This window comes from Streptosporangium sp. NPDC050855 (assembly GCF_044456585.1).
Taxonomy (GTDB): Bacteria; Actinomycetota; Actinomycetes; order Streptosporangiales; family Streptosporangiaceae; genus Streptosporangium; species Streptosporangium longisporum.
Map to the genome: position 1 here is coordinate 105,400 of NZ_JBITFY010000001.1, position 17,264 is coordinate 122,663.

Here is a 17,264-nt window from a genome sequence, read left to right on the forward strand (position 1 = left end):
TCTTCGGTCCGTACGGGCCCGCCTCGTCCGTGAGCCGTGGCGGGCCGGACAGGCCGGGGGGCGGGCCGGGCGGGCCCGCCGGTGGTCACACGATCGCGGGTGCCTGCCGGGGCGTGTCGGGCCGTTCGGGCGGCCCGGCCTTCGCGCGGCGTTCGGTGGAGACCACCAGGGCCACCCCGATGAGGATCACCACGCCGGCCGCGACCATCGAGCCGGTGACCGGCTCGCTCAGCACCAGGGCGCCCAGCAGGACCGCCACGACGGGGTTGACGTAGGCGTAGGTGGAGACCAGCGAGATGGGGGCGTTCCCCAGCAGCCACACGTACGCGGTGAAGCCGATCAGCGATCCGACCAGGATCAGGTAGATCAGCGCGATCCACGAGCGCGAGGAGACGGCGGCGAGGTCGAGGTGCTCTCCCACCACGGCCGAGCTCAGGGCGAGCCCGACGCTGCCCACGGCCATCTCGACGGTGCTCGCGGCGAAGGGGTCGTCGGGCATCGGGATGCGCGACGACAGGAACGAGCCCACCGACCACGACAGCGACGCCAGCAGGATGATCGCGATTCCGGCGCCGTCGGCCGCGTTGCCCCCGCCGTCCAGGGAGAGCGCCGCGACCCCGCCGAACCCGACGAGCACCCCGGCGAGCGTCAGGACCTGGGGCCGGTCCCGGGTCAGGATCCTGAAGACCACCAGCCAGAGCGGCACCGAGGCGACCAGCAGCGCCGCCAGCCCGCTGGAGATGTGCTGTTCGGCGACGGCGACCATGCCGTTCCCCCCGGTCAGCAGCAACACGCCGACCAGTGCCGCCCCGCCGGCCTGCCTCCAGGTCATCCGGAACGCCCCGCGCCCCTTCAGCAGGCGTACGACGACGCCGAGGACGAGCGCGGCCGTCATGAAACGACCGGCACCGCTGATCAGCGGCGGGATCGTCTCGATGGTGATCCTGATCGCCAGGTAGGTGGAACCCCACACCACGTACACGATCGCCAGCGCCCCCCAGATGAGGAGCCTCCTGCGGCTGTCAGCACTGTCATCGCCCATGACTCATGACAATAGCGGCTCGCCCCGTCGTTCCGCCCGCGGGTTCCGGTCCTCGAATCGGGCCGGGGGACCGCGCGAGGGTACGCCGGCGGGAGAGCGCGACCCGGGAGCTTCCACCGTGCCGGATACGGCGGAAGCCTCCCGGTCGCGAGAACCGGCCGTGCCGGGACTCAGCGGGTGCCGAGCTTCTCCACGATCAGCCGGTACAGCTGCCGGGGGCGGCCCGGCTGCGGCGTGCGGTTCGGCGGGAGCGGCCACGCGAGTCCCTCGTCCACCAGCGTGCGCAGCAGCCGCCGTGCCGTCCGCGGGGTGACGCCCAGCATCTTGCCCGCGCCCTCCGCGTCCACCACCGTGTCCCCGCCCTCCAGCTTGGCCGCCAGGCGGGCCAGCACCTCCACGCCCTTGGGCTTCAGCGGCCCGGCGCCCTGAGGGGGCATCCTGGGCGCCGGGATCAGTGCCCTGCCCTCCCGGTCGACGGCGAAGCCCTGGGCCTGCTTGCCCGCCTGGGTGCGCGCCAGCGCGGCCCTGGCGTGGGACTCGGCGTCGTGGGTGGTGCGGCCCATGCCGACCCCCACCTCGACCGCCAGGCCGAGCTCGTCGCGCACCCGGGCGGCGAACGGCAGCACCCGGAACCCCTCGGTGGCCGCGGCCACCGAACCACGGGTCGCGGTGACCATGTAGCTGTGGTCGTCCACCGCGGTGACCGACGCGTTGATCCGGTTGGCCTCCTGCACCAGCAGCCGGTGCAGGGAGAGCCGGAGCTCGTCGCGCCAGTAGCGCGGCGCGGCCCGGCGGACCGGTTCGCGCAGCGTGGGGACCTCCACCAGGACCACGGTCAGCTGCGACTCCTCCAGCCGGTGGTGGGCGCCCAGCAGGGCCGCCGTGTGCAGCGCCGTGCGCACCGCGGCGGAGGTGGGGCGGATCCTGACCACGGGCACCCCTGCCGTCTGGAGGCGGTCGGCGACCGCGGGCAGGCAGGTGAGCGCCCCGCTCGTACTGCCCTGGCGGGCGAGGCGTTCGTGGAAGGCCGCGATCGTGCCGGTGGCGCCCGGCTCGTCGCGGCTCTGTACGTCCCCGGAGGGAAGGCTCAGATCGTTGTAGGCCTCCTCGACCTCTGCTCTGCTCAACACGTCGATGCTGACCCTGCGCGGGTCCATCCGCTCGTCCAGCGCGGCCCTCGCCAGCGCGGCGATCAGTGCCGCGCCGCCGAGCTGGACGTACGTCGCGGGCATCGTCAGCACTCCCGATCGCCGGGCCAGGTCGTAGGGGACCGGGCTGGCGAACAGACACGCGTCCACCCCGGCTCCCAGCCGGGTGACCTTGTCCGCGGCCTCCTGCTCGTCCCGGTATGCCGCCGCCACCAGGCGGCAGGGTAACGGGGCGGCCGCGTGCCCCATCAACATCACCCGTTCGACGAGGTCATGGGGGCCCACCACACCGATGGTGAGATCCGGTGTAAGGGCACCCGGGCGTGACACTCGTGGCGCTTCTTCGCCCCGCTCGACCAATGTTCGTCCCATCATGCCGTCCGTTTGTTTTCGGCTCTCTTTTGGAACGATCGCTCGCGAGGGCCGTAATGTCACGCCCGATTTGCGGCCAATTCCGGAAGCAACTTCCGGGTTAAAGCCATGACTGGCATCGTTTACACAGGTCAGAGCGGTTTTTGAGCGGCTCAAACCCGTTGATTACGATGCAGAAATCTCTTGCCGCACGTCGGCCCCCAGGGACTGCATACGCTCGGCCAGATAAGAGTGCCCGCGGTCGATGAGATATCCCGACTCGATGACGGTCTCCCCTTCGGCGGCGAGGCCGGCCAGCACGAGGGCGATTCCCGAGCGCAGATCGTGAGCGGTCACCTGTGTTCCGGTGAGCGCAGTGGCGCCGCGAACGACCGCACTGTTCTCTTTCACTTCAATATCGGCGCCCATCTTGTTCAGTTCTGAGGCCAGGGCGAAACGGCCGTCGAAGATGCGTTCGTGAATGTAGCTGGCACCGTCGGCGAGGCAGGCGACCGTCATGATCGGCGACTGCAGGTCGGTGGCGAACCCGGGGTAGGTGTCGGTGATGACGTTGATCGGCCGCAGCGGGCGGTCCCTGCGCACGTGCAGCACGGCGCCGTGCTCGGCGAACTCCACCCCCATCTGCTCCAGCTTGTAGCGGACCACGCCGAGGTGGTCCAGGTCGGCGCCGACCAGGTTGACCTCGCCACCGGTGATGGCGGCGGCCATCGCGAACACGCCCGCGTCCAGGCGGTCCGGCATCACGGTGTGCTCGACGGCCTGGAGCTCCTCGACGCCCTCGACGGTGATGAACCCGGTGCCGCCGCCGCTGATCCTCGCGCCCATCCGGGACAGCATGTCGATCACGTCGAGCACCTCGGGCTCCAGCGCCGCGTTCTCGATCACGGTGGTGCCGCGCCCCAGCGCCGCGGCCATGATCAGGTTCTCGGTGCCGGTGTGCGAGGGGGTGTCCAGGTACAGGGTGGCGCCGGTCAGGCCCGCCGACTTGACGTGGATGACCGAGTCGCCCTCGTCCACGATCGCGCCCAGGCGCTTGTAGCCCAGGTAGTGGAAGTCGAGGTTGCGACTGCCCAGGTTGCAGCCGCCCACGCCCTCGATGATCGCCTCACCGAGGCGGTGCAGCAGGGCGGGCACGAACAGCACCGAGCCGCGGAAGCGGCGGGCGATCTCCGCGGGCAGCACCGGGCTGCTCAGCGTCGAGGCGTCGATCACCAGCGTGCGCTCCGCCTCGTGGAGCTCGACGGTGGCGCCGACGGTCTGGGCCAGCTCGACCGCGCGTCGCACGTCCTCGATGATGGGGACGTTGCGCAGGACCGTACGGCCCTTCGACGCCAGCAGCGCTGCGCCGATCATGGGAAGCACGGCGTTCTTGGCACCCTGGATGAAGGCGGTTCCACGAAGTGGGTTGCCACCGCGCACGCGGTAACGGACCATGCGTAATGCTCCTTGGGAGTGGTTATGGTGATTCGTGTGGCGCGGGGCGGCAGCCGAGGTTATCGGCCAACAGTAGCCGCTGGATGCCCCTTAACCGGCCACTTCGGTGGTGAACTACCCCTGGGACGGCCGATGAGTCCCCTGGCCTGCGCCGCGACGTGACCGGCGGCCCCCCGCAGGGCCTCTCGCGCGGCCCTTCGCTGGGCCCGCCCGCGACCCGATCCGCCGTGCCCTCACGGCGCCCGGCCCGGGGAGGGCCCACGCTGCGCGCCGGTGCCCGCCGGTGCCCGCCGGTGCCCGTAGGCGCCCGCCGGTGTTCCCGGACCCCGTCGACCCGTTCCCGGTCACCCGTTCCTCGTGCCGCCCGCGGTGGTGAGCGGGGAGGCGGCCGACAGCAGGTGGTCGGCCCGCTGGTCCACGAAGCGGGTGACCACCTGCTGCCCGTACCCGAAGGCCATCGCCCAGACCAGGATGGCGGGCTGCGAGCCGAGCCCCGCGAACCCCGGCACGAAGCCGGAGTTCAGGATCAGCAGCCCGAGCACGGCGGTGGCCACCCCGGCGGGGGCCTTGAGGAGGTTCTGCACCACGGCCAGCGAGTAGCGGGTGGACAGCTCCGAGCGGGTGGACAGCGACGCCGCGGTGGCCAGCGCCGCGCCCAGCATGCCGATCAGCGCGACCAGCGGGACGTCGCCGTGGCCGGGCTCCAGGCCACCGGTGGGGCAGATCTGGGCGGGCATCAGCCCCTGGGTGCGGATCATCGAGCGGTCACCGCACATCGGGATGACGTTCGGCCAGATCGCGCCGATGACCACCACGCCCAGCACGATCAGGGTCAGCATGACGACCCCGCCGAGGAGCAGGTTGCGGAAGCTGCGCACCCTCCCGGTCTCCATGGCCTGCGCGGTGTACGCGGCCCGCAGCACCGACTGCATCAGCGGCCGGTCGCCCTCGCCCAGGTCCCCGACGGCCAGCCTGGCCTGGAGGTGGACCAGCCGCGGGTCGTCACCGGGCAGGTAGGCCCGGCCGATCGCGGCCACCTCCGGTGCCCGCCCGCACAGCTCCGCCGTCGGCAGCACGCCGTACAGCATCACGGTCGCGCTGTTGACGTTGGACCAGGCGCCCTCGACGGCCTGGCCGGTCAGCCAGCGCCGGATCCCGTGCCTGCTGCGCGCGTAGGTCTCCGCGCGGGCCAGGTGCGTGCCGATGCCCTCGCCCACCGAGACCAGCTGGCCCGCCTCGTCGCGCATGGTCAGGGCACGCTCCGCCTCGGCCCTGATCTCCTCGCTCCTGGTGGCCACGTACACCCGCCAGGTGCCGGGCCAGCGCAGCACGCCGGTGTCGCCGATGCGCTCCGGGGGGATCGCGGGGTCGAGCGCCATCGTTCCTCCGGGGGGCTGGAGTGACGGGAACGGGCCGTTCGGACGCCGCGGGTCTTTCAGACGCCACGGGCCTTTCGGACACCGCCGGCTTTTCGGGGTCCGCGGGTCTTCAGACGCCGCGGGCCTTTCGGGGGCCGCGGGCCTTCGGACGCCACGGGCCTTTCGGGGTCCGTGGGTCGTTCGGGCGCCGCGGACCTTTCACAGGCCGCCGGCCGCGATGTCGGTGCGGTGGTGCGAGCCGCGCATGCGGACGTGCCCCACGGCCTCGTAGGCCGCCGCCCGCGCCGCGGGCAGGTCGGGGCCGGTGCCGACCACGCTGAGCACCCGGCCGCCGGCGGAGACGAGCCGGTCGCCGTCGCGGGCGGTGCCCGAGTGCAGCACGTAGGCGTTCCCGGCGACCTCGGACAGCCCTTCGATCACGTCCCCGCGCACCGGCTCGCCGGGGTAGTTCTCCGCCGCGACCACCACGGTCACCGCGGCGCCGTCGTGCCAGGAGAGCGGGCCCGCCTCGGCGAGCGTCCCGTTCGCGCAGGCGAGCAGCAGGGAGGCCAGGGGCGTGCGGAGCCGGTCCAGGACGACCTGGGTCTCGGGGTCGCCGAACCGGGCGTTGAACTCGATCACCTTTGGCCCCTTGGACGTGAGGGCCAGCCCCACGTACAGCACGCCCGTGTACGGCGTGCCCCGCCTGGCCAGCTCGGCCATGGTCGGCAGGACGGTCTCGGCCATCACCTGGTCGGCGAGGCCGTCCGGCGCCCAGGACAGCGGGGTGTAGGCGCCCATGCCGCCGGTGTTGGGCCCCCGGTCGCCGTCGTAGGCGCGCTTGTGGTCCTGGGCCGGCTGCAGCGGCACGGCCGTGGAGCCGTCGCAGAGCGCGAACAGCGACACCTCGGGGCCGTCGAGGAACTCCTCGATGACGACCCGGCCGCAGGCGGCGGCGTGCCGCAGCGCCTCGTCGCGGTCGCCGGTGACCACCACTCCCTTGCCGGCCGCCAGGCCGTCGTCCTTGACCACGTACGGGGTGCCGAACTCCTCCAGCGCGGCGGCGGCCTCGCCGGGGGTGACGCAGGTGCGCGACCGGGCGGTGGGCACGCCCGCCGCGACCATGACCTCCTTGGCGAAGGCCTTGGAGCCCTCGACCCGCGCCGCCTCGCGCGAGGGCCCGAAGCAGGGGACGCCCGCCTGCCTGACGGCGTCGGCGACACCGGCGACCAGGGGGGCCTCGGGGCCGATCACGACCAGGTCCGCGCCGAGCTCCAGGGCGAGGCCGGTGACCGACGCCGGGTCGGCCGGGGCCACCGGGTGAAGGGTCGCGACCTGCGCGATCCCCGCGTTGCCCGGGGCACAGTGGACCTCGGTGACCTGGGGGTCGGCCGCCAGCGACCGGCACAGGGCATGCTCTCGCCCGCCGGATCCAATCACAAGAACGCGCACCCGCCAGAGCCTATCGTCCCGCAGGGCCCTCGCCCCGACCCTGTGCCCTCGCCCCGACCCTGTGCCCTCGTCCCGGCCCGTGCCGGCCGTCGTGTGTCGTGATGTCGTGCGGGTCCTCTCCCCGCTCCGTGCCCGCCGTCGTTCGTCGCCGTACGGGGATCCCGGCCGTCGTACGGTCCGGTGACGGCCTCGTGCCCGCGGCGCATCCGTACGCGCGGCGAACGGCCGGAAAGGAGGGGTGAATTTTGGCAGGTTGTGCATGATCGACGCTTGAACCTGCGAGTAAGCTGAGAACAGCCCCCCGACCGTGTTAGGTTCCTAGGTGGCCTTGCGTGTCTTTTTACCGATTGGAGGTGGTTCGGGATGTCCTCTGGCGATCCCAGCAGTACGTGCACGCGCACGCCTGCTGTGCGCACTTCCGACCACCTCGTCTCGGTGCCCGACCGGCGCCGCGCGCCCGGCCGCCTCTGCAGGTGAGGCCGCGCGCGCGGAGTACCGCCGGGTCGGGCGGGAAAGGCTCGCCATGCGCTCCTCACTTCTTTTTCCCCGCATCAAGCACGTACGCACGATCCGTGCCCCGCACGCCCCCTCGGTCTCGCTCCGTGAGCGGATGACCGGCGTCTGCGTCCCGCCGAGCGACTCGCTCGTCGAGTACGCCGCCTACATCGGTGGCAAGAAGATCGACGCCATGGGCATCCCCGACGCCCTCGAACTCGTCCGCGCGCACAACGCCGCAGCCGAGAGCGGTTCGGCCAAGGGCAACGCGTTCGTCTGGGTCGGCCTGCACGAGCCCGACGCCCCCGAGGTCGAGTGGCTGGCGGAGGTCTTCGCCCTGCATCCGCTCGCCGTCGAGGACGCCGTCAAGGCTCACCAGCGGCCCAAGGTCGAACGCTACGGCGACTCGGTGTTCGTGGTGCTGAAGACCGTCGCCTATCTCGACCACGACGTGCTGACCGCCACCAGCGAGATCATCGGCACCGGCGAGATCATGGTCTTCGTCGGCTCCGACTTCGTGGTCACCGTGCGGCACGGCAGGCACTGCCCGCTGACCGAGGTCCGCGAGCGCCTGGAGGACAAGCCCAAGCTGCTCAACCGCGGTCCCACCGGCGTGCTGCACGCCATCGCCGACCACGTCGTCGACAGGTACCTCGCCGTGGCCGACCGGATGCAGACCGAGCTGGAGGACGTCGAGGCCATGGTCTTCGCCGACGTCAGCGCCCGCGACATCGGCCGGATCTACAACCTCAAGCGCGAGATGATCGAGATGAAGCGGTCGGTCATGCCGCTCCAGGCACCGATGTCCACGCTGGCCCAGCGCAGGATGATCCCGTCGGAGATGCGCGAGTACTTCCGCGACGTCGTCGACCACCTGGCCCGCGCCTGCGAGCAGGTCGAGTCCTCCAACGAGCTGTGCAACTCCGTCCTGCAGGCCGCGCTCGCCCGCTCCAACGCGCTCGCCAACGAGGACATGCGGAAGATCTCCTCCTGGGTCGCCATCATGGCCGTCCCCACGATGATCGCCGGCATCTACGGCATGAACTTCGAGCACATGCCCGAGCTCGACTCCGTCCTCGGATACCCGCTGGTCATCGGTGTGATGATCATCGCCTGCGCGCTGCTGTACCGGGGGTTCCGCCGCAACGGCTGGATGTGACGGCCCGTCCCGGCCCCTCGCTCTGCTTCCGCGCGACCCGCGACCCGCGATTCGTACGACCCGCGATCCGCGCGGGTCGTACGGACCGTGCGGCCGGCCGTGGTCCCCGGTGCATTCCGGGGGCGCGTCAGGCGCTCATCGAGCGCGCCGGGGTGACCGGCGCGGGGACACGCATGCCCCGCTCGGACCACAGGCCGATCATCCGGTCGGGATAGTCGGTCACGATCGCGGCCACCCCGAGGTCGAGCAGCTCCGCGGCCCGCGCGGGCTCGTTGACGGTCCACGCCGCCAGCGGCAGGTCGGCCTTCTCGGCCCGCCGGGCGAGCTCGGGGTCGACCAGCACGTGCTCGGGGGACAGGACGGTCCCCCCGGCCTCCGCGGCGGCGGCCGGGACGTCGTCGTCGAAGTCCTCCAGGCGCAGGCCGTCCAGCCAGGCGTGGTCCATGGTGGCGCGCTCGATCAGGGCGTAGCGCGGGGTCGCCGGGGCCAGCGAGCGGGCGATCCGCAGGATCCGCCAGTCGAAGCTGAGGATCGCCGCCCGGTCCAGCCTGCGGTGCCGGTCCAGCTCGGCGACCACCAGCTCGGTGAACTCGGCCGGGTCGGCGCTCAGGTGCGGCCGGGTCGGGTCCGACTTGAGTTCCACGTGCACCCGTACCCCGTCGGCGCCGTAGGCGTCCATCAGCGCCAGCACCGCGCCCAGGGTCGGCATCCGGGTGTTCGGCACCGGGACCTGGGTCGCGGCGAAACGGTCCTCGGGGGTGCGCGGCACCCGCACCCCGCACTCCAGCGTGCGCAGCTGCGCCAGGGTGAGCTCGCCGATCGGCCTGCCCACGTACGGGTACAGCGGGTCTCCGTGGACGGCGGGGCGGACGTCGGCGCTGGTCACCGGGGAGACGGTGAGGTCGTGCGTGAGCACCGGCCGCCGGTCCGCCGTCAGCGCGACGTCGAGCTCCAGCGCGTCGACACCCAGCTCCAGCGCGTGGGCGAAGCCGGGCAGCGTGTTCTCGGGGCGGAGCCCGCGGGCTCCTCGATGACCGTGGATCTCGGCATGCACACAGGGACCTTATCCACCTCGCGCGCCGATTCCCCGGTACGGCTCGCGCCCGGTCTCGTCCGGACGCGATCCGCAGGGGGGCGAAACTAGATCATCGGGTGGATCTGGAGCGTCTCGTCGCGGCCGGGGCCGACGCCGATGGCCGAGATGCGGGCACCGCTCATCTCCTCCAGCGCCCTGACGTACGCCCGCGCGTTGGCGGGCAGGTCGTCGAAGCTGCGGACGCCGGTGATGTCGTCCTTCCAGCCGGGGAACTCCTCGTACACCGGCTTGGCGTGGTGGAAGTCGGTCTGCGTCATCGGGATCTCCTCGTGACGCACGCCGTCGACCTCGTACGCGACGCAGACCGGGATCGTCTCCAGGCCGGACAGCACGTCCAGCTTGGTGAGGAAGTAGTCGGTGACGCCGTTGATCCGGGTGGCGTACCGGGCGATGACCGCGTCGAACCAGCCGCAGCGGCGGTTGCGCCCGGTGGTCACGCCGTACTCGCCGCCGGTGGTGCGCAGCCACTCGCCCATCTCGTCGTCGAGCTCGGTCGGGAACGGGCCCGACCCCACCCGGGTGGTGTACGCCTTCAGGATGCCGATCACGCGGGTCAGCCGGGTCGGCGGGATGCCCGACCCCGAGCAGGCGCCGCCGCTCGTCGGCGAGGAGGAGGTGACGAACGGGTAGGTGCCGTGGTCGATGTCGAGCAGGTTGCCCTGGCCGCCCTCCAGCAGCACGACCTTGCCCTCGTCCAGGGCCCTGTTGAGGACCAGCGAGGTGTCGGCGATGTGCGGGGTGAGCCGCTCGGCGTAGCCGAGGTACTCCTCCAGGACCTTCTCCGGGTCGATCGCCCGGCGGTTGTAGATCTTGGTGAGGATCTGGTTCTTCTCGCCCAGCGCGACCTCGATCTTCTTCTGCAGGATGCCCGGGTCCAGCAGGTCCTGCACCCGCACGCCCATCCGGTAGATCTTGTCGCCGTACGCGGGACCGATGCCGCGGCCGGTCGTGCCGATCTTGGCCTTGCCCAGGTAGCGCTCGGTGACCTTGTCCAGCGCCTTGTGGTGGGGCATGATCAGGTGCGCGTCGGCGGAGATCAGCAGCCGCTCGGCGGAGACCCCGCGGGCCGCCAGGCCGTCGATCTCGCTGAGCAGCACGCCCGGGTCGATGACGACGCCGTTGCCGATCACGGGAACGACGTCCGGGGAGAGCACCCCCGTCGGCAGCAGGTGCAGCGCGTACTTCTGGTCGCCGATGACGACCGTGTGTCCCGCGTTGTTGCCTCCCTGGTATCTGACGACGTAGTCGACCTGGTCACCGAGCAGGTCGGTCGCCTTCCCCTTGCCCTCATCGCCCCACTGGGCACCAACGAGAACCACAGCCGGCATCGTGATCTCCAACCGCAAAACCGAAAACCCCTGGCGCAATCGCGACAGGGGCTCTTGCGAGGAGAGAATACCCGACGACGTCCGAAATGGGGATCTCCCCCCTGCCGCCGGAGGGCGGGGCGGGAGATCCCCTCGGTGGATCAGGGCCGGATCAGGTCCAGGTCAGGGGTGTGTCCGGGACCCGTGCGGACCTGTGCCGGACCCTGGGGGCGTGCCGGGTCCGGTCACGGTGGGACTCGTCTCAGCTCCCGGTGAGCTCGTCGAACGCCGTGGCGCTGGAGTCCTTGAGGAACTGGAAGCAGCGCTCGGCCTCGTCCTTCTCCCCGATGCTCTGGGCGGCACGGGCCAGCGCGTACAGGCATCGCAGGAAGCCCTGGTTGGCGGGGTGCTCCCAGGGGATCGGGCCGTGCCCCTTCCAGCCCGCCCTGCGCAGCTGGTCGAGGCCGCGATGGTAGCCGGTGCGGGCGAACGCGTACGACGTCACGGCGTGCCCGGCGGCGAAGTACTCTTCCGCGAGTGCCGCCCAGGCGGCCGGATGAGCGGGGAAGCGCGCGGCGACGTCGGATGCTTTGGCGCCGGATTCCAGCGCCTCCCGGGCTTCGGGCACATCCGGCAGGAGGGTGGGCGGCGGGCCCGCGAGGAGGTTCTCGTGCGATTCCATAACCACAGTCCTACCTGGTGTACCCGTGTGAGGCCAAGATCGGCTCCCGGAGACTTTCCGGGAGCCGGTCTAGGGGCACGCTCGCGACCGGGGAGAACGCGGTCTCAGGAGAGCTTGGTCCCGGCGGACTTCAGGTGCTGCGCGGCCTCGACGATGCGCGCCGCCATCGCGGTCTCGGCGGCCTTGCCGTACGAGCGCGGGTCGTACGCCTTCTTGTTGCCGACGTCGCCGTCGACCTTGAGCACGCCGTCGTAATTCTTGAACATGTGCTCGGCGATCGGGCGGGTGAAGGCGTACTGCGTGTCGGTGTCGATGTTCATCTTCACCACGCCGTAGGAGATGGCCTCGTGGATCTCCTCCAGCAGCGAGCCGGAACCGCCGTGGAAGACCAGGTCGAACGGCTTGTCCTTGCCGTACTTGGTGCCGACCGCCTCCTGGATGTCCTTGAGCACGCTCGGGCGGAGCTTGACGTGGCCCGGCTTGTAGACGCCGTGCACGTTGCCGAAGGTCGCGGCGAGCATGAAGCGGCCCCGCTCGCCCAGGCCCAGGGCCTCGGCGGTCGCGAGGGCGTCGTCGGTGGTGGTGTAGAGCTTGTCGTTCATCTCGCCGACGACACCGTCCTCCTCGCCGCCGACGACGCCGATCTCCACCTCAAGGACGATCTTCGCGCGGGCGGTCTTCTCGAGGAGCTCCTTGGCGATCTCCAGGTTCTCGTCCAGCGGGACGGCGGAACCGTCCCACATGTGCGACTGGAAGAGCGGGTCCTCGCCCCTGGCCACCCGCTCGAGGGAGATGTCCAGCAGCGGGCGGACGAAACCGTCCAGCTTGTCCTTGGGGCAGTGGTCGGTGTGCAGGGCGACCGTCACGGGGTAGTTGGCCGCGACCACGCGGGCGTACTCCGCCAGCGCCACCGAACCGGTCACCATGTTCTTGACGGTGGTTCCGGAGAGGAAGTCGGCACCGCCGGTCGACACCTGGATGATGCCGTCGCTCTCGGCCTCGGCGAACCCCCTGAGCGCGGCGTTGAGGGTCTGTGAAGAGGTCACGTTGATGGCCGGGTAGGCGAAACCTCCCGCCTTGGCCCGGTCGAGCATCTCGGCGTAGACCTCTGGGGTCGCGATAGGCATCGTGTCATCTCCCTGGAGACGGCTGTGAACAGCTGGCGCGGGGCATGAGGACATGGCCCGTAGGCCAGTATCCCGGGTTCCGTCCCCGGCCGGACAGCGCACCCCACTCCTTCGGGGTGGTGCAGAGGTCCACCGGGTACTTTCGCGGCCTACGCTACCGGCCCGGGTGAGGGTTCCCGGGCCCCGGTCCTCCTGCTTTCTGTGCGTCGGTGATTTTCCGGCATGACCTGGGGCGGAATGTACGATCTTCCGGATCCGGTGGCGTACGCCCCGATCCTTCGGACCGGTCGTGAAATCTCCTCATGAACCGCTAATCTCCACGGTGTGGGACGCCACAGGTCCGACCCCATGGGTATCGCGCGCCTGGTCCTCCTCGGACTGGTGGTGCCGGCCTTCGTCGCCCTGATCGTGTTCGGCGTCCTGTCGCTGTTCGGCGGCCTCGGCTCCGACGAGAAGACGGCCACGACGCCCACCCGGGCCGCCGCTTCCTCCCCCGCCCCCGCACCCGCCGCCGAACGGGTCCCCACCGTCCTCGTCGAGTGCCTGCGCCAGGAGTGCCCCACGGTCTTCCTCAAGGTCACCGGGGGTGACGTGCTGTTCGACCGGGAGATGGTCCGGGACGAGCGGTTCCAGTCCTTCGACCCCAAGGTCGACGTGGTCCTGGCGGACTCGGCCGCCGTCCGCGTCCAGGTGAACGGGACCGTCCGTCCCCCGGTCAGGCCCGGGGAGCGCGAGGAGTTCACGGTCTCCCGCGACTGACCGCGCACCTCCGGGCCGCACTCCGCCGGGTCGACGCTCCCGGGCTCGCGCTCGCGGGTTCGCACTCCCGGGGTCCACGCTCTCGGGTCCGCGCTAGTGCTCCGGGGGTGACCCGCCTCCGGATCCGCGCTCGTGGGTTCGCGTGCCCCGGGGACCCGTACCCCTTCCGAGTGACCCCGGAAGGGGTACGGGCTCCTTCAGGCCAGGCCGAGGTCGGCCAGCGTGTAGGCGGTCCGGTACGGCAGCCCGGCCTCGGCGATCGCCGAGGCGGCGCCGCGGTCCACGATGGTGGCGACCGCCACGACCTCGGCGCCCGCCTCGCGCAGCGCCTCAACCGCGGTCAGCGGCGACCCGCCGGTCGTGGAGGTGTCCTCGACCGCCAGCACCCGCCGCCCCGCCACGTCCGGCCCCTCGATCCGGCGCTGCATGCCGTGGGCCTTCTGCGCCTTGCGGACCACGAACGCGTCCAGGGTCCTGCCCCGGGCCGCGGCCGCGTGCAGCATGGCGGTCGCCACCGGGTCGGCGCCCAGCGTCAGCCCGCCGATCGCCTCGTACTCCAGGTCCTGGGTGAGGTCCAGCATGACCCGTCCCACCAGCGGCGCCGCCTGCCCGTCGAGGGTCACCCGGCGCATGTCCACGTAGAAGTCGGCCTCCTGGCCCGAGGAGAGCACGACCTTGCCGTGCACCACGCCCTTGCCCTTGATCTCCACCAGCAGGTTCTCGCGATCGCTCATGGCAACCAGGTTAGGGCGGCCCCGCCGTCACCCGATCGGGCCCGTCCCCTCGCGGGCCTCACGCCGGAACTCCCCGAAAAACACGACATCCCTCTGTGTTCCCCTGAACGCGTCGACACCCGGCGAAACCCGCTGGAATCCCCGTGACCTGCGGCCGGAGTCCCGGACGGTGCGCGACGGCTCCTCTCCCGGCCCTGCGGCGGCAAAAGTGCGATCCGGGTTTACTCCCGGCACGGACTGCGGGATCATCCGGCAGGCAACCATGGGTAATGACGGGGTCACAATGAGTGGGAAAACATCTCAAGGCGATGCCGAGCTGCTGGCCGCCACCAGAAACGGCGATCCGGCGGCGTACCGGTTGCTCCACCGGCGGCACGCCCACGCGGCGCACGCCCTGGCACGCCTGCTCGTGCGGGACGAGGCCGGGGGCGCGGACGTCGTGGAGGAGACGTTCACCGAGGTCCATCGCGTGGTCGCCCGGGGGGACGGCCCGGAGCAGGCGTTCCGCATCTACCTGCTGACCGCCCTGCGCCGCCTGGTGACGGACCGCGCCGCGACGGGTCGCGTCACGACGGACCGCGCCGCGGAAGGTGGCGGCGCCGCGGAGGGGGCTGCGAACGGTGCCGCCTCGGGGGACGGTGCCGCCTCGGGGGACGGTGGCACCGCGTCCGGTACCGGCGGGGAACCGGCCGGAGGGGAGACGGGGGTCCTCGACCCGGGGGCGCCCCTCACCGATCCGGCGTCGGCGGCACTGGAGCGCTCGCCGGTGGCCAGGGCCTTCCGCTCGCTGCCCGAGCGCTGGCAGCTCGTGCTGTGGCACACCGAGGTCGAGAGGACCCCGCCCGAGGAGACCGCGCTCCTGCTGGGCCTGACGGTCGGCGGGACGGACGCGCTCGCCTACCGGGCCCGGGAGGGGATGCGCCAGGCGTGCCTGCGCATCCATCTGGCCGAGTCCCACGTGCCCGAGTGCAGGCCCGTGCTGGCCAGGCTGGGCCCCTACGTCCGCGGCAGCCTGGCCAGGGCGCACGGCCGGGTGGTGAACGAGCACCTGGACGGTTGCTCCGGCTGCCGGGCGGTGTTCACGGAGGTGACCGGCATCGGCCGCAGCCTGCGTTCCGTGGTCGGCCCGCTCGTCGTCGGCCCCGCGTTCCCGGCCTACCTGGCGGCGCTCGGCAGGCTGGGCGCGGCCGACGGGGGCGGGCTCCCCGGTCTCTGGCGCAGGACGCCCCGCTCCACGCGGCGTGCCCTGATCGCAGGGGCCGCGGTCACCGCGGTCGTGGTCGCGGTGGCGGCGGTCCTCGTCCTGGCACCGGGCCGCCGGGAGGCCCTCCCGCCGAGCGCGGCCTCCGAGCCGATCGTCGCCTTCCCGGTACCCGGCGCCTCCACACCCGACGCCGGTACGACCGGCCCCGGCACACCTCGTGCCGGTACGCCCGGTGTGCCGTCTCCCGGCGCCCGCGACCCGCTGGCGCCGCCGCAGGACGGCACGGGAGACGGAGCGGGAGACGGCACGGGGAGCGGGACGGGCGGTGGTACGCCGGGAGCCGTACCGCCGCCCGCCGGGTCGCCGTCCGGGCCCGCCGGGGTGACCCCTGGCGCGCCGGTGCCCCACCTGGTCGCCACGATCGACGTGATGGGCGCCCTGGTCAGGTCCAAGGCGGGCATCGTGGCGCTGCGGCTGCGCAACGCCGGGGGCGGGCCGAGTGGGGAGGTCGTCGCCGACGTCGTCCTGCCGCGGGGCGTGACCCTGCCGTCGGGTTCCCCCAGGGGGCACGCCGTCGGTGTCGTGACACCGGTCGGCACGGTGGACGGCTGGTCCTGCCGGGCCCGGAGCAGGGGCGCGCGGTGCGTGCGCGGCCCGCTCCCGGCCGGCCGGGTCACGGCCGTGTTCCTCAGGGTCATGGTGTCGGACCAGGCCGTCCCCGGTGCGGCGCCCTCGGTCACGGTCTCCGCCCCGGGGACGCGGACCACGGCCGGGGCCCGTACCGGCGTGCGGGCGTCGGGCGCCCCGGCCAGGTTCGCCACCGACGGCAGGGTGGCCGTCTCCGCGATCGGCAACACCCTGCTGAGCTGCGACGCCTCCCGGCCGGAGTGCGAGAGCGCCCGCGCGCGCCAGGGCGGCAGGCGCGACAACAACGGCTGGCGGATGCGTCTGCTCGACCGGGACACCGATCCCTCGACGCGCGTGTCGAGCGCGGCCCGGCTCCTGCTGCCGTCGGCCAGCAAGGTGGTCTGGGCGGGGCTCTACTGGTCGGCGAGCGCGCCCCCCGGCGGGCGGATCAGGTTCAAGGCGCCGGGGGAGAGGGAGTACCGGCAGGTCAGGGCGTCCGAGGTGGTCCAGAGGGAACTGCCCGTGGGCAGGGGCTACCGGGCGTTCGCCGATGTGACGCGCCTGCTGGGCAGGGTCGGCGGGACGTACTGGGTGGCGGACCCCTCGGTGCGACCGGGGGTGTCACGGCACGCCGGGTGGGGACTGGTGGTCATCGTGGCCGATCCGCGCCGGCCGTACGGCCAGGCGGTGGTGGTGGACGACGCGACCGTGCTGGGTACGGGACGCCGCTCGGTGCGGATACCGCTCGACGGGCTGACGTCCGCCCGCGTGGCCGCGAGAATGGCGCTGGTGACCTGGGAGGGCGACGCGGACGTGCGAGGCGACCGGGTACGGGTCGGCGGCCGGACGCTGCGGCCCGTCGGCGGGGGACGGGACCCGCGCAACCCGTTCGACGGGTCCGCCACCGGGGCGCGGGGCGGGGCGACGTTCGGCACGGACGTGGACCGCTTCCGGGCCCCGCTGGGACGTGACCCGGTGCTGGAACTCGGCACGCGCCAGGACGTCCTGCTGTTCGGCGTGGCGGCGGTGAGCGTCCAGACGGTCCCGTGACCCCGCGATCGCGCGCCCCCGTGACTTCGTGACCGCGCGCCCCCGCGCCCCCGCGATCCCGCGACTCGGTGACCGCGTCGGTCGCGTGCTCCGGCGACTCCGTGGGCGAGCGATCGCGCGACTCCGCACGACACTCCCGGGAGCGGATGGCAGGATGGCCGGGGAGCGGGTGCGCGCGCGTCTCGTCGAACCAGATTCGGACCAGATCGTGAACGGGA

At 72.3% G+C, this 17,264-nt stretch carries 13 protein-coding genes; 3 read left to right on the forward strand and 10 right to left on the reverse strand.

Annotation, left to right across the window (positions count from 1 at the left end; genetic code table 11):
- Positions 1-85: 85 nt before the first annotated feature.
- The 5 genes from ACIBCT_RS00460 to purD all read right to left on the reverse strand — a co-directional run bounded on the left by ACIBCT_RS00460 (position 86) and on the right by purD (position 6,806).
- Positions 86-1,042: an EamA family transporter gene (locus ACIBCT_RS00460; protein ID WP_399185234.1), complete on the reverse strand. Its 957-nt coding sequence runs from the start codon at positions 1,040-1,042 to the stop codon at positions 86-88.
- Positions 1,043-1,212: 170 nt separating this feature from the next.
- On the reverse strand, positions 1,213-2,445 hold the full coding sequence (locus ACIBCT_RS00465; RefSeq protein WP_399186076.1) for a GTP cyclohydrolase IIa: 1,233 nt from the start codon (positions 2,443-2,445) through the stop codon (positions 1,213-1,215).
- A 282-nt stretch (positions 2,446-2,727) separates the two neighbouring features.
- On the reverse strand, positions 2,728-3,996 hold the full coding sequence (gene murA / locus ACIBCT_RS00470; RefSeq protein ID WP_399185235.1) for a UDP-N-acetylglucosamine 1-carboxyvinyltransferase: 1,269 nt from the start codon (positions 3,994-3,996) through the stop codon (positions 2,728-2,730).
- Positions 3,997-4,340: 344 nt separating this feature from the next.
- On the reverse strand, positions 4,341-5,375 hold the full coding sequence (locus tag ACIBCT_RS00475) for a hypothetical protein (protein WP_344891504.1): 1,035 nt from the start codon (positions 5,373-5,375) through the stop codon (positions 4,341-4,343).
- Between the two features lie 198 nt (positions 5,376-5,573).
- Entirely contained in the window at positions 5,574-6,806 is a 1,233-nt protein-coding gene (purD, locus tag ACIBCT_RS00480) for a phosphoribosylamine--glycine ligase (RefSeq protein WP_399185236.1), read from the reverse strand.
- A gap of 523 nt (positions 6,807-7,329) precedes the next feature.
- Here purD and corA point away from each other — a divergent pair.
- Positions 7,330-8,460, forward strand: a complete 1,131-nt coding sequence (gene corA, locus ACIBCT_RS00485; RefSeq protein ID WP_399185237.1) for a magnesium/cobalt transporter CorA — start codon at positions 7,330-7,332, stop codon at positions 8,458-8,460.
- 127 nt (positions 8,461-8,587) lie between these two features.
- Here the strand turns inward: corA and ACIBCT_RS00490 are convergent, their stop codons facing one another.
- The 4 genes from ACIBCT_RS00490 to fbaA all read right to left on the reverse strand — a co-directional run bounded on the left by ACIBCT_RS00490 (position 8,588) and on the right by fbaA (position 12,672).
- The gene (locus ACIBCT_RS00490) at positions 8,588-9,514 is read right to left on the reverse strand and encodes a glycerophosphodiester phosphodiesterase family protein (RefSeq protein WP_399185238.1); all 927 of its coding nucleotides are present in this window, start codon (positions 9,512-9,514) and stop codon (positions 8,588-8,590) included.
- 86 nt (positions 9,515-9,600) lie between these two features.
- Positions 9,601-10,884 carry an adenylosuccinate synthase gene (locus ACIBCT_RS00495; protein WP_399185239.1) on the reverse strand — a complete coding sequence of 428 codons (1,284 nt, stop codon included), beginning with the start codon at positions 10,882-10,884 and terminating at the stop codon, positions 9,601-9,603.
- A 241-nt stretch (positions 10,885-11,125) separates the two neighbouring features.
- Positions 11,126-11,545 carry a DUF3151 domain-containing protein gene (locus ACIBCT_RS00500; protein WP_399185240.1) on the reverse strand — a complete coding sequence of 140 codons (420 nt, stop codon included), beginning with the start codon at positions 11,543-11,545 and terminating at the stop codon, positions 11,126-11,128.
- 104 nt (positions 11,546-11,649) lie between these two features.
- Positions 11,650-12,672 carry a class II fructose-bisphosphate aldolase gene (gene fbaA, locus ACIBCT_RS00505; protein WP_399185241.1) on the reverse strand — a complete coding sequence of 341 codons (1,023 nt, stop codon included), beginning with the start codon at positions 12,670-12,672 and terminating at the stop codon, positions 11,650-11,652.
- 348 nt (positions 12,673-13,020) lie between these two features.
- Between fbaA and ACIBCT_RS00510 the strand changes: the two genes are divergently transcribed.
- On the forward strand, positions 13,021-13,431 hold the full coding sequence (locus ACIBCT_RS00510; protein WP_399185242.1) for a hypothetical protein: 411 nt from the start codon (positions 13,021-13,023) through the stop codon (positions 13,429-13,431).
- 197 nt (positions 13,432-13,628) lie between these two features.
- On the opposite strand, the gene pyrE is transcribed toward ACIBCT_RS00510, so the two are convergent.
- Entirely contained in the window at positions 13,629-14,165 is a 537-nt protein-coding gene (pyrE, locus tag ACIBCT_RS00515; RefSeq protein WP_399185243.1) for an orotate phosphoribosyltransferase, read from the reverse strand.
- A gap of 283 nt (positions 14,166-14,448) precedes the next feature.
- Here pyrE and ACIBCT_RS00520 point away from each other — a divergent pair, with 283 nt between their 5' ends.
- Positions 14,449-17,046, forward strand: coding sequence for a zf-HC2 domain-containing protein (locus ACIBCT_RS00520; protein WP_399185244.1), 2,598 nt, complete (start codon positions 14,449-14,451; stop codon positions 17,044-17,046).
- The last annotated feature ends 218 nt before the right edge of the window (positions 17,047-17,264 follow it).